Source organism: Streptomyces sp. NBC_00984, from assembly GCF_045162475.1.
Lineage (GTDB): Bacteria > Actinomycetota > Actinomycetes > Streptomycetales > Streptomycetaceae > Streptomyces.
This window is the reverse complement of sequence record NZ_CP108734.1, coordinates 6,396,857-6,412,555: the sequence shown is the minus strand read 5'-3', so window position 1 is coordinate 6,412,555 and position 15,699 is coordinate 6,396,857. Positions and strand designations below refer to the sequence as shown.

General features: G+C 72.9%; 12 protein-coding genes. 7 read left to right on the top strand and 5 right to left on the bottom strand.

Annotated features, from left to right (window positions below):
- Window positions 1-44 precede the first annotated feature (44 nt).
- Entirely contained in the window at window positions 45-410 is a 366-nt protein-coding gene (locus OG520_RS28695) for a VOC family protein (protein WP_406015104.1), read from the top strand.
- On the opposite strand, the gene OG520_RS28690 is transcribed toward OG520_RS28695, so the two are convergent.
- Window positions 388-1,287 (bottom strand): metallophosphoesterase family protein, encoded by a 900-nt coding sequence (locus OG520_RS28690; RefSeq protein WP_406015103.1) that lies wholly within the window; start codon window positions 1,285-1,287, stop codon window positions 388-390. The genes OG520_RS28695 and OG520_RS28690 overlap by 23 nt on opposite strands.
- A gap of 159 nt (window positions 1,288-1,446) precedes the next feature.
- Between OG520_RS28690 and OG520_RS28685 the strand changes: the two genes are divergently transcribed.
- The gene (locus tag OG520_RS28685) at window positions 1,447-3,873 is read left to right on the top strand and encodes a SpoIIE family protein phosphatase (protein WP_406015102.1); all 2,427 of its coding nucleotides are present in this window, start codon (window positions 1,447-1,449) and stop codon (window positions 3,871-3,873) included.
- A 146-nt stretch (window positions 3,874-4,019) separates the two neighbouring features.
- On the opposite strand, the gene OG520_RS28680 is transcribed toward OG520_RS28685, so the two are convergent.
- Together OG520_RS28680 and OG520_RS28675 are read right to left on the bottom strand one after the other, a co-directional pair.
- Window positions 4,020-5,879, bottom strand: a complete 1,860-nt coding sequence (locus OG520_RS28680) for a family 20 glycosylhydrolase (protein ID WP_406015101.1) — start codon at window positions 5,877-5,879, stop codon at window positions 4,020-4,022.
- Between the two features lie 86 nt (window positions 5,880-5,965).
- Entirely contained in the window at window positions 5,966-7,159 is a 1,194-nt protein-coding gene (locus tag OG520_RS28675) for an ROK family protein (RefSeq protein WP_399326221.1), read from the bottom strand.
- Window positions 7,160-7,535: 376 nt separating this feature from the next.
- On the opposite strand from OG520_RS28675, the gene OG520_RS28670 reads away from it, so the two are divergent.
- Both OG520_RS28670 and OG520_RS28665 read left to right on the top strand, forming a co-directional pair.
- Window positions 7,536-9,974, top strand: coding sequence for a polysaccharide lyase 8 family protein (locus OG520_RS28670; RefSeq protein WP_266419930.1), 2,439 nt, complete (start codon window positions 7,536-7,538; stop codon window positions 9,972-9,974).
- Window positions 9,975-10,258: 284 nt separating this feature from the next.
- Window positions 10,259-11,020 (top strand): MerR family transcriptional regulator, encoded by a 762-nt coding sequence (locus OG520_RS28665; protein WP_399326225.1) that lies wholly within the window; start codon window positions 10,259-10,261, stop codon window positions 11,018-11,020.
- A 63-nt stretch (window positions 11,021-11,083) separates the two neighbouring features.
- On the opposite strand, the gene OG520_RS28660 is transcribed toward OG520_RS28665, so the two are convergent.
- Window positions 11,084-11,695 carry a TetR/AcrR family transcriptional regulator gene (locus tag OG520_RS28660; protein WP_266419924.1) on the bottom strand — a complete coding sequence of 204 codons (612 nt, stop codon included), beginning with the start codon at window positions 11,693-11,695 and terminating at the stop codon, window positions 11,084-11,086.
- Between the two features lie 117 nt (window positions 11,696-11,812).
- On the opposite strand from OG520_RS28660, the gene OG520_RS28655 reads away from it, so the two are divergent.
- Window positions 11,813-12,658 carry a class I SAM-dependent methyltransferase gene (locus OG520_RS28655; protein WP_406015100.1) on the top strand — a complete coding sequence of 282 codons (846 nt, stop codon included), beginning with the start codon at window positions 11,813-11,815 and terminating at the stop codon, window positions 12,656-12,658.
- Between the two features lie 90 nt (window positions 12,659-12,748).
- On the opposite strand, the gene OG520_RS28650 is transcribed toward OG520_RS28655, so the two are convergent.
- Window positions 12,749-14,209, bottom strand: a complete 1,461-nt coding sequence (locus OG520_RS28650) for an MFS transporter (protein ID WP_406015099.1) — start codon at window positions 14,207-14,209, stop codon at window positions 12,749-12,751.
- Window positions 14,210-14,424: 215 nt separating this feature from the next.
- On the opposite strand from OG520_RS28650, the gene OG520_RS28645 reads away from it, so the two are divergent.
- Together OG520_RS28645 and OG520_RS28640 are read left to right on the top strand one after the other, a co-directional pair.
- Window positions 14,425-15,351: an NADP-dependent oxidoreductase gene (locus OG520_RS28645; protein WP_406015098.1), complete on the top strand. Its 927-nt coding sequence runs from the start codon at window positions 14,425-14,427 to the stop codon at window positions 15,349-15,351.
- Window positions 15,352-15,470: 119 nt separating this feature from the next.
- Window positions 15,471-15,611, top strand: coding sequence for a hypothetical protein (locus OG520_RS28640; protein ID WP_406015097.1), 141 nt, complete (start codon window positions 15,471-15,473; stop codon window positions 15,609-15,611).
- The last annotated feature ends 88 nt before the right edge of the window (window positions 15,612-15,699 follow it).

Sequence of the window (15,699 nt, the reverse complement as noted above, 5' to 3'; positions counted from 1 at the left end):
CGATGACGGGTGGCACGGAGTCAGTCCCGCGACAGGAGTTGCCGATGTCCGTCCGCAGAATCGTCCCCAACATCCGGACCGCCGGTGGCCCCGCCGCCGAAGGGATGGAGCGGAACGCGGAGTTCTACGGTCTGCTGGGCCTCCAGGAGGTCATGAACCATGGCTGGATCATGACGCTCGCCTCCGCCTCCCACCCCACGGTCCAGCTCAGCATCATGGGCGCCGACGCGACCGCCCCGGTCACACCGGACATGAGCATCGAGGTGGAGGACGTGGACGCGGCCCACGCGGCCATGCTGGAGAGCGGCGCGGAGATCGTGTACCCGTTGCGCGACGAGGAGTGGGGCGTACGCCGCTTCTTCGTCCGCGACCCGAACGGCCGCGTCGTCAACGTGCTGGGCCACCGCTGACGGACCCCTGCCCGGCGACGCCGTCGCCGTCGTACGGGAGGATCTTCCGCAGCAGGCCCCTGGGGTGGCCCCGTTTGCGCCATTCCCTCGGGTAGCCGATGGAGACCTCCTCGAAGCGCACTCCGTCGTACCAGGTCGTGCGGGGGATGTGCAGATGGCCGTAGACCATCGCCGCCACGTTGAAGCGCCGGTGCCAGTCGGCGGTGAGCCGCGTGCCGCACCACTGGGCGAACTCGGGGTACCACAGGACCTCCATCGGTTCGCGCACCAGGGGCCAGTGGCCGGCGATGACCAGCGGGACCTCCGGGTCATGTGCCGCGAGGCGCCGTTCCGTCTCCGCCACCCGAGCCCGGCACCAGGCGTCGCGGCTCGGGTACGGGTCGGGGTGCAGCAGGTACTCGTCGGTGCACACCACCCCCGTCCGGCGCGCGTACGCCAGGGACTCCTCCTTGGTCGTGGTGCCCGGCGCCCGGAAGCTGTAGTCGTACAGCACGAACACGGGCGCGACGGCCACCGGCCCGCCGGGGCCCGGCCACAACGGGTACGGGTCCTCCGGAGTGGCCACCCCGAGGCTCCGGCACAGCCCGACCAGGTGCTCGTACCGCTCCTGGCCCCGCAGCCGGACCGGATCGCGTTCCGGCGTCCACAACTCATGGTTCCCCGGGGCCCAGATCACCCGGGCGAACCGGTCCGCGAGCAGCCGCAACGCCCACTCCACGTCCGCCATCCGCTCCGCGACATCACCGGCGACGATCAGCCAGTCCTCGTCGGAATCGGGCCGCAGGGACTCGATGAGGGGGCGGTTGTCCGCCACGCCCACATGAAGGTCGCTCACCGCCAGCAGTGAGCCGGTGCTTCCATCGGTGCGATCGGACATGCAGAACCTTCCCGCCGAGATGCTTGAACGAAATACTGCCCCACCGCGGACCGGCCCGGTGCCGGAACTGGCGGCCGGAACGAGCGGAGGGATGATGGAGACGTCCGTGGACGCGGCGCGGGACCGCCGACAGGGCCGGGAAAGGGAGCTGAGAACGAGGTGGACGGCAAGACCCTCCCGGACGCACCCGGGCACAACGGGCTCCCGTTCGCGGACAGCGCGGCCGGGGCCCTGCTCGATGCGGACGGACTCATCATCGGCTGGACACCCGCGGCGGAGAAGCTGTTCGCACTTCCGGCCGAGCAGGTCTGCGGCCGTCCCGCCCTGGAGCTGCTCGCGGACCCGGCGGCCGGTCCCGAACCGCCGGCCGGATACCGGGAGACCGCCTGGTCCGGCGAGGCCGTGGTGCGCACCGGCCGGGGCGAGGATCTGGGCATCGTCTTCCACGCGCTGCCGCTGGCGTCCGCCGACGGCGCGACCGGGTACCTCGTGCTCTGGGCCCCGGTCGGGACGGTCGACCGCTGGCGGCAGGACCAGGCGTTCACCCGGGAACTCTTCCTGCAGGACCGGCTGGGTCTCGCCGTGTTCGACGCGGAGCTGCGGCTGGTCAGGACCAACACCCAGCTGCTGCCGTACACCGGCCTCCCGCCGGACCTGCGCAACCGGCGCCTGGGGGACTTCCTGCAGGCCGAGGGCGCCGCGGCGGTCGAGCGACGGCTGCGCGAGGTGCTGCGGACCGGCCGGCCGCTGATCCTGGCGGAGGAGACGGTACGGACCATCGAGGATCCCGGCGGCGGGGTGGTGATGGCCATCTCGGCGTTCCGGCTCCAGGCACCGGACGGGCAGGTCTTCGGCGTCACCGCACTGTTCACGGACGTCACCGAGCAGCGCCGCTCGGACGAGCGCCTGGCGATTCTGCATCAGGCCACCGCGGCCGTCGGCGGATCGCTGTCCGTCGCCGGTACCGGTGAGGAGCTGGCCGCCGTGCTGGTGCCCGGACTGGCCGACCTCGCCGTGGTGGAGATCGCGGAGTCGGTGTTCACGGGCGAGGAGCCCGCTCCCGGCGAGGACGGGCTGCTGCCGCTGCGCCGGACCGCGGCGGCCGGGGAGCGGGCGGCGGAGGTGCCGACCGGCACCGTGGTCCCGGCCGATGCCCACTGCGCCCCGGCCGTCGGTCGTTCCCCGGCGTCGATGACCGCCCCGCTGCGGGCCCGGGGCATCTTCCTCGGCCGGGTGACCGTCCGGCGCGGCCCCGATCGGCCCGGCTACGCATCGGCCGACCTGGACCTCCTGTGCGAGATCGCCGCCCGTGCGGCCCTCGCCCTGGACAACGCCCGCCGCTACACCCGGGAGCACCGGGCAGCCGTCGGCCTGCAGCGCAGTCTGCTGCCGCCCGCGCAGGCCGAGACCGTCGCCGTGACCACCTCCGGCTTCTATCTGCCGGCCGATACCGCCACCGGCGTCGGCGGCGACTGGTTCGACGTGATCCCGCTGTCCTCCGCCCGGGTCGCCCTGGTCGCCGGGGACGTGGTCGGCCACGGCCTGGGGGCCACCGCCACCATGGGGCGGCTCCGTACCGCCGTCCGCACCCTCGCCGACCTCGATCTCGAACCGGACGAGCTGATGGTCCACCTCGACGACCTGGTCTCCCAGCTCCGCGACGAGCCCAACGAGCCCGACGAACCCGACCGGCCCGGCCCATCCGGCGGACCCGGCGGACCCGTTCGGCCCAGCCGGCCGGACGACGGCGGGGCACCCGGCGTCCACCGGGCCGACCCGATCGGCGCCACCTGCCTGTACGCCGTCTACGACCCGGTCTCCCGGCGCTGCGCGATGGTCTCCGCCGGGCACCCCCCGCCCGCCGTCGTGGCCCCGGACGGGACCGTCTCGTACGTGCCCCTGAACCCCGGTCCGCCGTTGGGCGTCAACGGTCTGCCCTTCGAGGTGGCAGAGGTCGAACTGGCGCCCGGCAGCCTCCTCGTGCTCTACACCGACGGGCTGATCGAGGGACGCGACAGCGACCTCGACGAGGGCATGGCCGAACTGAGCCGCCGGCTGTCCCGGCCGGGCACCACCACCGCACCGCTGCGGGAGCTCGGCCAGGAGATCGTCTCCGGTCGTCCCGCGCACCAACTCGCCGACGACGTCACCCTGCTGCTCGCCCGCACCCACGCGGTGCCGCCCGGGAACACGGCGGTCTGGCCCGTGGACGCCGACCCGGTCGCCGTCGCCCGGGTACGGCAGGACGCGGCCCGGCAGCTGCGTGCCTGGGGGCTGGAGGAGCTCGTCTTCACCACCGAACTGGTGCTGAGCGAGCTGGTCACCAACGCCATCCGCCATGCCGGCGGCCCGGTCGAGGTGCGGCTGATCCGAGCGGGACAGCTGACCTGCGAGGTCTCCGACCCCAGCGCCACCCAGCCCCGCATGCGCCGGGCCCTCCTCACCGACGAGGGGGGCCGCGGCCTGTATCTGGTCGCCCAGCTCACCACGCGCTGGGGCAGCCGCTACACCCGGCGCGGCAAGACGATCTGGGCCGAGCAGCCGATCCCGGACACCCCGCACGCGCCTCGTGCCCAGAGCGGCTGATCCACGCACCTGCGGAGCGGCCGGCCCGCGCACGCTCGGAGCGGCTGATCCATCCGCGTCTTCATCGGCCGCGACCCGATGCGTCATTACCCCAGGCTCGCGAAAGCCGCCCCCCGACTGCCCGGCGGATACACGGAAGTGGCCGATCACGCCTTCCCTCCGCGCGCTCGGCGCTCTCCGCGCTCTCCGTACCATCGCGTGTCGAGTTCGCCGGGTGCGCCGTACGCCCGGAGCCACCGGTACGGCTCCGGTGCCGGGTCCCCGACGCGCAGTTCGTTCCACGTCGCGGTGGGCTGGTGGACGACCTCGGCGAGGTCGTACCAAGGACCGTCGGGGTCGTCGGCGCCCTGGAAACGGACCCCGAGCGTCGCGTCGAGCAGCGCCGCGGTGGCGGCGGTCCACTGCCCTTCGCCCTCGCCGTCCGGCCCGACCGGCGGGCGGAACCTGACGCGCCGCACCACGGTGGGGCCGCCGGCCGGCGCGATCGGCTCGGGCCCCGTGGCCTCGGCCCGTGGCGCGGCGGGCCCGCCGCGCCCCCGCGTCAGCTCGTCCTGGTCCAACTGGTCGAGCACGTCGAGGAGTCGGTCCACGTGTGCGTGGCGCGGGCCGCCCCACATGCGGTCGGCCAGGACTTCCAGGGGGCGGCGCGCGTGCCAGACGAAGTAGGCGTCGGGCTGTTCCTCGGCCCAGTCCGCCCACACGCACACCTGGTGGGCACCGCCCGGTTCGGCTTCCCAGTCGGCGTAGGCCCTTCTGGGGTCGGGGACCACATGGTTGTTGCCGGGACGGTTGCCGGGGGCCGTACGGGGTGTCACGTAGTGGGTGGACAGGGGGGAGGTGATGACGTCGTAACCCCGGTCGGTGAAGTAGTCGGTGCCGCGGCCGGGTTCGGCGTCGTGCGGTTCCCACACCGTGAGCCGGATGTCCTGGTCGGGGGCGACGCGCACGTCGTGGCGCGCCGCGTGCTCCCACCAGTTCCACAGCTCCACCGTGCGCCCCAGGGCGCGTACGAGCCCCGCCATGTCGTTGAGGAAGGCGACGAGCGCGTCCGTCGCCCGGTAGGACGGGTCGAGCGAGCGGGCGTACGCGGTCAGGGCGGCGCACCGGGACAGCCTCGGCTCCGGCGGCCATTCGTCGCCGCCCAGGTGGACCGTACGGGAGTCGAGCGCGGTGACGAACGCGGTCAGCAGTCCGGCGATCCAGTCGCGGTTGTCCTTCTTCGTGATGTCCATGACCCACCCGTCGGTGGGCTCGCCCGTCCACTCCGAGCCGTCGTTCAGCGCTCTGCCGCCGGTCCCGGTGAAGCGCAGGCCCGGCCGGTGCGCGATCAGGGCGGTGGCGTGGGCGGGCAGGTCGATCTCGGGCACGACCTCGATGTGGTGGCGGGCGGCGAGGGCGATCAACTCGTTGATCTCGGCGGGGGTGTACGCGTCCTCGGCCGCCAGTTCCTCGAATCCGGGGAGCCGGACGCGGAAGCCGTTCCACTCGGTGAGGTGCAGCTGGATCCGGTTGCAGCCGAGCCAGGCAGCGCGGCGCACGAAGGCGCGGAGCCCGTCGAGGTCCCAGCGCCTTCGTCCGACGTCCAGCATCACGCCCCGCACGGCGGCGCGCGGGGCGTCCCGGATCTCGCCCTGCGGCAGGGTGCGTCCGTCGGCCGCCGAACCGAGCAGTTTCAGCAGGGTCTGGAGGCCGTAGAAGGCGCCTGCCGGGTCGGCGGCGGTCAGGACGGCACGGTCGGTGACGCTCAACCGGTAGCCCTGCGGGGGAAGCCGGCGGTCGAGACGTACGCCCATGTCACCGGCGAGGGCGAGCGTGCTGCTGGGCAGGGGGAGCCCGGTCAGCGTCCGCAGGCCGGGCAGCAGGGGGGCCACCGCGTCGGCGAGCGAGTCGCCGAGCACGAGCCGCGAGAAGCGGTGCAGGCGGAACTCCCCGTCGCCGGGCACCCAGCGGTGCGGCACGGGAACGACGGGCAATCGCGTCGCGTCGGCGTTCTCGGCGGGGGTCACTTCTTCCTTGCCATCGGTTGTTCTCCTTCGAGGGGGACCGGCGCCCGTGAGGAGTGCCGGTCCGGTGCCTGCCGGGGGTGTCGGGATCAGTGCGGAGCCGGTGCGTGGAGCGTGGGGCCGAAGACCTCGTCGCGGGCCGCGTCGAGAGCCGAGAGCACGGCGCCGCGCAGCACCGGGTTGCCCTCGATGGACGACGGACGGACCTCGGGGCGCACGGGGGTCGCCGCGCCGACCCGCTCCGCGAGGCGCTCGCCGAGCAGCTCACCGGCGACGCGCCCCAGCGGCCCGGTCAGGACGACGAGCCCGGGATCGACGACGGCGCAGACGGCGGCGACACCGGCGGCGATGCGCTCGACGAGCGCGTCGAGGAAGGCGGCTCCGTCCTCCCCCGCCGCGTGGGCGGCCCGGACGGCGGCCGCCGCCGTGCGCCGGTCGAAGCCGTACTGCCGGGCGAGGGCCCGCACCGCCCGTGCGCCCGCCAGCGCCTGGAAGCCTCCGGCATAGGTGCCCTCGGCGGGCCGGGCGGGTGCCAGGGCGCCGTCGCCGAGCGGCAGGTAGCCGATCTCCCCGGCGCCGCCCGAGGCACCCCGCACGAGCCGGCCGTCGAGCATCAGCGCCATGCCGACGCCCTCGCCCAGCGAGATCAGCGCGAATGCCTCCTGGCCGCGCGCCGCGCCGACGCGGTGCTCGGCGAGCGCGGAGAGATTGACCTCGTTCTCGAACCGTACGGGGTGGGCGAGTTCACGGCGCAGCAGATCCCGCAGCCCGCCTCCCCAGGTGGGCAGATCGGCGGCGAACCCGATCTCGCCCGACCGTGGATCGACGATGCCGGGCGTTCCGACGACCACACCGTGCAGCCGGTCCAGGTCGGCGCCCCCGTCCGCCGCCGCGGCGACCACGGCGTCCCGCACCAGGGTGATGGTGTTGTCGCGCGGCCGGGTGGTGATGGCCGCTTCGGCGACGGCGCGGCCCCCGATGCCGGTGATCACGGCGGTGACCTCGCCGCCCCGGACCTCCGCCCCGGCCACGAACGCCCGGTCGTGGACGAGCCCGTACAGCCTGGCGTTGGGGCCGCGCCGCCCCACGCCGCCGATGCCGGTCTCCTCGATGAGGTCCGCGTCGAGCAGCCGGTCGATCAACTCGGCCACCGACGGTTTCGACATGCCGGTCCGGTCGGCCAGCGCCGAGCGGCTCAACGGACCGGACTCCACGAGGAGATCGAGAGCGAGCCGGTCGTTGACGGCCCGGACGAGTCCGGACCGGGCGGAGCGACGTGTCATGCCATTTCGCTTTCGGTACGCAGGAGTCGGGAGCCGGCCCGCGCGGACAGCCGGGAGGCGCGCGGGCGTCGGGCCACGCGCCGTGCATCGGTCCGAAAGGCCGCCGACAGGGAGGGACATGACGCTCTTTCAAACAGGGAGCCTGCCTGTTTGAAACGAACCCTGACCCGGGACCGGCGAGGCCGTCAACCCCGCCGGGAGGTATCCGTCGGATCCTTTTCCCGTTCGTGACCAGGGGCGCAGTCGCGCTCGTACTCCCCCTCCGAGAGACCGGCAGCGGCCCGATCGGCCTCTTGAGTCCCCCAACGCCCCCATGCTAGAAAACGCTTACCACGCTGGCCTTCCCGCACTGACTCACTCTTCCACCGGAGCTTCGATGACATCTGCCTGGTCCCGTCGTGCCCTGCTGGCCACGGGCGGCGGTGCGGCGCTCGCCCTCGGCCTGCCGACCGCCGCGTCCGCGTCCGACTCCGCCTCCCCCTCGGCCCCCTCGCCCGCCACCGCCGCTGCCGGCGCCGCCGACGAATTCGCCGCCCTTCGTGCGAAGTGGCGCGATCTGTACCTGGGGACCGGTTTCAGCCCGACCGCCGAACCGTTCAAGTCCAAGCTCGCCGACCTCGGCGCCCAGGCCACCGGTTACCGCTCCACGATGGCCCCCGCGCCCGGTTCCCTCTGGCCGGACCTGGTCTATCTCGACCCCGACCCGGACACCGACACCGAATCGTTCGGCTTCTCCGCCAACATGAACACCGGCTACAACCGGCTGCGCACCATGGCGGAGGCGTACTCCCAGCCCGGGACCGGGGTCACCGGCGACACCGGCCTGCGGGACGCGGTGATCACCGGCCTCGACCACCTCCACGCCGACGTCTTCAACGAGACGACCACCCGCTACGGGAACTGGTGGAACTGGCAGATCGGCGCGCCCCAGGCCCTCATGGACACCTGTGTGCTGCTCCACGACGCCCTGACGGACGCCCAGCGGGCCGCCTACTGCAAGGCGGTCGACAAGTTCCTGCCCGACTCCGCCGTCGGCTCGTACACCGGCACCAGCACCGGTGCCAACCGCGTCGACCTGTGCCGCGGCATGATCCTGCGCGGCATCGTCGGTGCCGACGCCGCCAAGGTCACGCTGGCGGTCGCCGCGCTCTCGCCGGTCTTCCCGTACGTCACGACGGGCGACGGCTTCTACCCGGACGGCTCCTTCGTCCAGCACACCTCCATCCCGTACATCGGTGGCTACGGCGCGGTCCTCAACGACGGGCTCGGCCGGCTCTTCGCCCTGCTGCGCGGCTCGACCTGGGAGATCACCGATCCGGGCAGCCGGCAGTTCCTCGACACCATCGACGCGGCCATCGCCCCGTTCATCTACGACGGCCTGATGATGGACAACGTCTCGGGGCGCGGCATCACCCGCGTCGGCTCCAGCGACCACACCCGCGCCCACGGCGTCATGGCCTCCATCGTGCTGCTCGGCATGGGCGCCGGCCCCGAGGAGAACGCCCGCTGGCGCGCCATGGTCAAGGGCTGGCTGAAGCGCGACTACTACGCCCCGGCGCTCAAGGACGGCTCCCTGAGCCTGGTCAACACCGCCCGGCTGCAGACGCTGCTGGACGACGCGACCGTCACCGCGTCGCCGGAGCCGTCCGCGCACCGCGTCTTCCACAACATGGACCGGGTGACCCACCGCCGCCGCGGCTGGGGCGCCGGTCTCTCCATGGCCTCCGAGCGGATCGCCCACTACGAGTTCGGCAACGGGGAGAACAAGCGCGGCTGGCACACCGGTGCGGGCTGGCTGCAGTGGTGGGGCGACGGCGCGGGCCTTGAGCAGTACTCGGACGCGTACTGGCCGACCGTCGACCCGTACCGGCTGCCCGGCACCACCGTCTCCCGGAAGCGGCTCGCCGACGGGCAGGGCGGCGCCTGGGCCAACCCGGTGCCGGGCACGCAGTGGGTCGGCGGCACCGGCGACGGCGAGTTCGGCACCACCGGCCAGCATCTCCAGGGCCTGGCCAGCACGATGCATGCCCGCAAGTCGTGGTTCTGGCTGGACGACAGCGTGGTCTGCCTCGGTTCCGGCATCACCTCCGCCGACGGCGCCGGCGTCGAGACGGTCGTCGACAACCGCTGCCTCGGCGCGAGCGGCACGCAGCGGCTGCTGCTCGACGGCCGGGCTCAGCCCACCACCCAGGGCTGGACCACCACCCGCACCACCACCTGGGCCCACCTCGACCGGCATGCCGGATACGTCTTCCCGGGCGGGACCGAACTGCACGCGCTGCGCGAGGAGCGCACCGGCGCCTGGAAGGACATCAACGACGGCGGCACCGCCACGCCCAACACCCGCCGCTACCTGACCCTTTGGCAGGACCACGGCACCGACCCGGCGGACAGCACCTACGCGTACATCCTGCTGCCGGGCGCGAGCAGCACGCGCACCGCCGCCCGTGCCAAGGACACCGGCTGGCTGCAGATCCTCGCCAATGACGCCGGGCGCACCGGCATCCGCGTGCCCTCCCTCGGTTTCACCGGCGTCAACTTCTGGGCGGCGGGCACGGCGGGCAAGGTCACCGCGAGTGCGCCGGTCTGCGTGCAGATCCACGAGAAGCGCGACGGCACCGCCACGATCTGCGTCTCCGACCCGTCCCGCACCGTCACCGGCCTCACCCTCACCTGGCGGCGGCCCGTCAAGTCCGTCCTGTCCAAGGCGGACAGCGTCGGCGACGTCCGGACCGGCTCGTCGGTGACCGTGACCTACGGCGACCTGAGCAAGAGCCGCGGCGCCACGCACACGGTGCGCGTCCGGGTGCGGTGATCGCGGACCACGTGCGGTGATCGCGGGCCACGTGCGGTGATTGTGCGGTGATTACGGACCGGGCCCCGTGGTCGCAGGTCGGGTTCCGTGATCGCCGGGCCGGGCTCCGTGGCCTCCCTGATCGCCGGGCCGGGCTACGTGATCACGGGCCTGGCCGGCGCGCCCCCGGGCATCGGCGGGAGATCCTGGATGCCGGGCTTGCGGTTGCCGCAGCGGCAGCTTCTACCGTCCTGACCAGGGCCGGAGAGACCGGCCCGGTGAGGTGATCGCGAGGGGAGGCGGCGATGGTCTGGCCGATCGAGGAGGTCGCCCGGATGTCGGGCGTGACGGCCCGGACGCTGCGGCACTACGACGAGATCGGCCTGCTGCCGCCCGCGGGGATCGGCTCCAACGGCCACCGCCGCTACGGGGAGGGCGAGCTGCTGCGGCTGCAGCAGATCCTCGTGCTGCGGGCGCTGGGCCTGGGTCTGCCCGAGATCGGGCGGATCCTGGCCGCGCAGGTCGATGAGGTGGAGGCCCTGCGCGGTCACCACCGCCGGCTCCTCGCCGAGCGCGACCGGATCGACGCGCTGGCCGGCACCGTCTCCCGCACGATCACCGAACTGGAGGAGTCCAGAAAGGACGGTGGACCCATGACCGCCATCAACCGACCGGAGAACCTCTTCGAGGGCGTTCGGCCCGCCCAGTACGAGGAGAGCCTGCGCGACTTCCCCGAGCTGGCCGAGGAGATCGGCCGGCACACCTCGACGATGAGCGAGGCGCAGATCGAGGCCGGACACCGCGAGCGCACGGCGCAGATGATCCGGCTGGCCGAGCTGCTGGCCGCGGGGGTGCCCGCCGGGGCCGATCCGGTGCAGGCCGAGATCGAGGCCCAGCACCGGGCCCTGACCGCACTGCGGAGGGTCTCCGCCGAGGAGTACCGCGCGATCGGGCGTTCCTGCGTGGAGAACGAGCAGTGGCGCGCGGCGTACGAGTCGATCGCGCCGGGCCTGGCCGCGTATCAGCGGGACGCCATCGAGGCGTACGCCGCGAACCGGCTGAGCTGAACCGGAGGGGGGTGCCGCCGCGGGAACGGCTCCGCGGCGGCACTCCCCCGCTCCCGCCCCGGCTCACCCGATGTCGTCGGGCCCGCGCCGGAGGCCGGCTTCGAGCAGGGCCACCAGGTGCCCGGCCCGCTCCCGCTCGTTCTGTCGGTCGTGCCCGCCGGTCATGAGCAGGTGGTGGAGGGTCCCGACCAGGGCGAGTGCCGCGGCGGCGGTGTCGGCTCCCTGGGCGATCCGGCCGCCGTGCCGTTCCGCGTCCAGGTAGTCGGTGATCGCGTCCTGGACCGTGTCGAAGCCCGGCGCACCGCCCTCCAACGCCTCCCGGATGCGCAAGGACGCCGCGGGACGGGTGAGAGCCAGGCCGGCGACGGTGGGGCCGGCCGAGGACAGCAGCGCGAGAGCGGTACCGAGGAGGTTCTCCGCGACGGTGCCCTGCCCCGCCCTCCCCCGGAGCTCCTCGGCGTGCCGGGCCACTCGCGCGAACCGGTCCAGGACCAACTCCGCGACGAACTCGTCCAGTCCGTCGAAATGGGCGTGCAGAAGGCCCTTCGCGCAGCCGGCCTCACCCGTGATCGCCCTGCTCGTCAGGGCTCCCGGCCCCTCGCGTTCCAGCACCCGCTCGGCGGCGGCGAACAGCCGCTCACGGACGTCCGGGATCGTCACACCACGCGGTGACATGGCACCCCTTCCTCTTGACCTGTTTACAGTATGGGCGATTGCCCATACCTTGAATGGGCGCCCGCCCATACTAGTTGTCCCACACCTCCGGGCGCCCGCATTCATCGGGGAGCACCCATGCGACACATAGCCAACACGGAGCAGGAGCAGGCATGGAACGGTTACGAGGGGACGTACTGGGCCGATAACCAGGACCGCTGGGACCGTGTGAACGCGGGATTCAACGAACCCCTGCTCGCCGCCGCGGAGATCGCCGAACGGGACCGCGTGCTCGACATCGGCTGCGGGGCGGGGTGCACCACCCGTCTCGCCGCACGACGGGCCGGCGGCGGGCGGGCGTCGGGCCTGGACCTGTCGGCCCCGATGCTCGCCCGTGCGCGGGAGTCCGCGCGGCACGAGGCGCTCGGCAATGTGACGTTCGAGCAGGCGGACGCCCAGGTCCATCCCTTCGGGCCCGGCACCTTCGACGTCGCGATCAGCCGCTTCGGAGTGATGTTCTTCGCCGATCCCGTCGCCGCCTTCACCAATATCGGGCGGGCTCTGCGCCCCGGCGGCCGGATCGCCTTCGTCTGCCCCGCGGAGCCCGACCGGGCCGAGTGGCTTCAGGCCGTCCGGGGGCTGCGCGACCTGCTGCCCGTCGGCGGACTGGGCGCCCCGGGAGGTCCCGGCATGTTCTCGCTGGCGAACCCGGCGACCGTGCGCGACGTGCTGTCCCGGGCCGGGTACGAGGCGATCGGCACCGCACCCGCCGAGGCGTACGGGACATGGGGCCGGGACGCCGCCGACGCGGCCGGCTTCGTGCTGGAATCGGGTCCCGGCCGGCATCTGATGGACCAGGTCGGGGAGGACGTCCGGGACCGGGCCCGGCGCAGGCTCGTCGGCCTTCTGCGCCCCCACGAGCGGGAGGGGGCGCTCCAACTGCTCACCACCGCCTGGCTGGTCACCGCCCGACGGCCCGGGTGACCGGTGGGCGGCGTCCGCTGCCGGGGCGGACACCCGCCCTCGGCAGCGGGCGCCGCCCGGCCGCGGTCATCGGCGGACAGCCGCCCCTTTTCAGGCTGCGCCCTTTCCCGACGTTTCGCCGCCGCCCACGCCCTCGGCGGCGGGTGCGGGTGCACTGCGCAGGGTCAGCAGGGCGGCGAGGGCGCCGGCCACGGCGAGGGCCGCGGCTCCCAGGAAGGCGGCGGAGAAGCCGTTGGTGAGGGCCACCGGGTCCCCGGGTTCGCGGGCGCCGTGCGCGGCGGCGAGTGCGGTCATGGCGGCGAGGCCGAGGGCGGAGCCGACCTGGTAGCTGGTGTTGACGATCCCCGAGGCGAGGCCGCCCTCCTCCGGGCGGGCGCTGGAGAGCGCGGTACCGAGCGACGGAATGAACGCCAGCGACATGCCCACCGCCGAGAGCAGGGACGCGGGCAGGACGTCGACGAGGAAGTTCCCGTCCGGACGGGCGAGCGAGAGCCAGAACATGCCCGCACCGAGCGCGAGGAGCCCCAGGACGATGAGGGGCTTGGGCCCGAACCGGGAGATCAGGCGGGGCGCCAGGACGATCATCATGATCATGATGGCGACGGTCATGGGCAGCAGCGCGGAGCCGGAGGCGAAGGCGCCCAGTCCCAGGACCTGTTGCAGGTAGAGGTTGAGGAAGAACCACATGGGTATCCACGCGGCGGCCATGAGCAGCTGGGCGATGTTGGCACCGGCCAGGTTGGGCGCCCGCCAGATCCCCAGCCGCATCAGCGGTTCGCGCCGCCTGGACTGGATCGCGACGAACGCGACGATCAGTGCCGCACCGGCCAGAAGAACCAGCCAGGTCTCGGCGGAACCCCAACCGGTCTCGGGAGCGCGGACGATGGCGTAGACGGCGGCGGCGAGACCCGCCGTGACGGTGACCGCGCCGGCCAGGTCGATCGAGCCGCGTCGCCCCGTACCCGAAGGCATGACGGCGGGCGTGGCGGCCAGGACGATCAGGGCGACGGGGATGTTGATGTAGAACACCCAGGGCCAGCTGGCGTACTGGGTGATGACCCCGCCGAGGAAGACTCCCGCGGTCCCGCCGGCCGGGGCGGCCGCGCCGTACAGGGCGAAGGCCTTGCCCAGCTCCTGGGGCCGTGAGCCGAACAGCGTCATCAGCAGGGTGAGGGCGGACGGGGCGATCAGCGCGGCACCCACGCCCTGCAGGGCCCGCCCGGTCAGCTCGACCCAGACCTCGCCCGCGAGGCCCGCGGTCAGGGAGCCCGCGGCGAGGACGACCCATCCGGCACTGAACAGGCGCCTGGCGCCGAGCAGGTCCGACAGCCGCCCGCCGAGCAGCAACAGCCCTCCGAAGGCGACGACATAGGCGTTGAACACCCACGACAGGTTCTCCTGGGAGAAGCCCAGGTCGGCCTGCATCTCGGGCAGGGCCACGCCGATGATCGACGTATCCATGATGACGATGAACTGGGCCAGAGCGATCAGGGCGAGCGCGGACCATCTCCGCGAATCGGTTGACGCGGTTGGTGCGGCTGACACGGCCATTGCAAGCACTCCTATACGGGAGGGGGGTATCTATGCGTCGCGAATATACCCCCTGGGGGTATCAATGGCCAGCGTTGGCGACACGAGGACGAGTGGCGGGATCCAGTCGGAGCCGAATGACCCACCGAGCCTTCGTTCGATAGCTTGGGCAAGGAGTTGACGGATCACCACAAACCCTTGTCAACCAGATGGAATCCGCACGGAAAAGGGCAAAAATGACAGAGACGTATCGCGCTGTGGAGTTCTCGGAGTACGGAGGTCCCGAGGTCTTACGCGTGGTGGACCGCGAGCTGCCCCACCCGGGTCCCGGGCAGGTACTGGTGGAGGTCCGCGCCGCCGGGGTGAATCCGCTGGACTGGCAGCTGCGCAGCGGGGCCGTCGCGGCGATGATGCCGGTGGAGTTCCCCTCGGTGCCCGGCGGCGACGTCGCCGGTGTCGTGGCGGAGGTCGGTGCGGACGTGACCGACTTCGCCGCGGGCGACGAGGTCTTCGGCTCGATCGGCTCCGGAGGCTACGCCGAGTTCGCACTGGCGCCCGCGGCACAGCTCGCGCGGAAGCCCGAGGGCGTGTCCTGGGAGGTCGCGGCCGGACTCCCGGTGGCCGTCAACACGGCGTACCAGGTGCTCGCGGACCTCGGGGTGAAGGCCGGGGAGACCCTGGTCGTGGACGGGGCCGCCGGCGGCGTCGGGTCCGTGGCCGTGCAGATCGCCAGGCATCTCGGCGCGACCGTGATCGGTACGGCCGGCGAACACAATCACGCGTATCTCCGCTCGCTCGGCGCCGAGCCCGTGACGTACGGCGAGGGCTTCGCCGAGCGGGCCCGCGCCGTCGCGGTGAAGGGCGTGGACGCGGCGTTCGACGCCGCCGGAAAGGGATCGCTGCCGGCCCTCGTCGAACTGACCGGCGCCCCGGAGCGCGTGGTCACCATCGCCGACCACCGGGCGGCGGAGCACGGCGTGCGCTTCGTCTTCGCCGGCCCCGACGCGATCCGTGAGCGCCTTGAGCAGGCGGCCGCACTGGTAGTGAGCGGCGGACTCACTCTGTCCGTGGCGAGGACGTACCCCTTGTCCCGGGCCGCCGACGCCCACCGGGAGAGCGCGGGCGGCCATGTGCGCGGCAAGCTGATCATCGTGCCGAACTGACGGAAGAAGCCGCCCCACCAGCAGGCTGCGGCCATCACGCCTATCGTTAAAGGATGATTAAAGCCGAGCATGAGACCGGTCCCCAAGGGGCGCTTGTCTGCCCGGTCTGCAAGCAGCCCGTGACCGCGGTTGTGAAGAGACGGCACAAGAGCCTCGGAATCTTCGTACCCGTGTGGCACCCCGGCCCCTGCCACAACCCCGAATGCCCCGAATACCTGGAGGCCCCGGCCCCGGAGCAAGCCGACCACCAGGACACCTGACACGGCCGAGTCCGGTGAGTCGCCCGCCTCCCGGCGTGCGGCTCATCGGGCGCGCCGCGAATCCGGCAGTACGCGCTCACGGCGAGTG

Excerpts from the sequence above, each read along its gene's own strand:
- OG520_RS28695 (WP_406015104.1), top strand. The coding sequence starts at position 45 with ATGTCCGTCCGCAGAATCGTCCCCAACATCCGGACCGCCGGTGGCCCC.
- OG520_RS28690 (WP_406015103.1), bottom strand. The coding sequence starts at position 1,287 with ATGTCCGATCGCACCGATGGAAGCACCGGCTCACTGCTGGCGGTGAGC.
- OG520_RS28675 (WP_399326221.1), bottom strand. The coding sequence starts at position 7,159 with ATGACACGTCGCTCCGCCCGGTCCGGACTCGTCCGGGCCGTCAACGAC.
- OG520_RS28670 (WP_266419930.1), top strand. The coding sequence starts at position 7,536 with ATGACATCTGCCTGGTCCCGTCGTGCCCTGCTGGCCACGGGCGGCGGT.
- OG520_RS28665 (WP_399326225.1), top strand. The coding sequence starts at position 10,259 with ATGGTCTGGCCGATCGAGGAGGTCGCCCGGATGTCGGGCGTGACGGCC.
- OG520_RS28660 (WP_266419924.1), bottom strand. The coding sequence starts at position 11,695 with ATGTCACCGCGTGGTGTGACGATCCCGGACGTCCGTGAGCGGCTGTTC.
- OG520_RS28655 (WP_406015100.1), top strand. The coding sequence starts at position 11,813 with ATGCGACACATAGCCAACACGGAGCAGGAGCAGGCATGGAACGGTTAC.
- OG520_RS28650 (WP_406015099.1), bottom strand. The coding sequence starts at position 14,209 with ATGGCCGTGTCAGCCGCACCAACCGCGTCAACCGATTCGCGGAGATGG.
- OG520_RS28645 (WP_406015098.1), top strand. The coding sequence starts at position 14,425 with ATGACAGAGACGTATCGCGCTGTGGAGTTCTCGGAGTACGGAGGTCCC.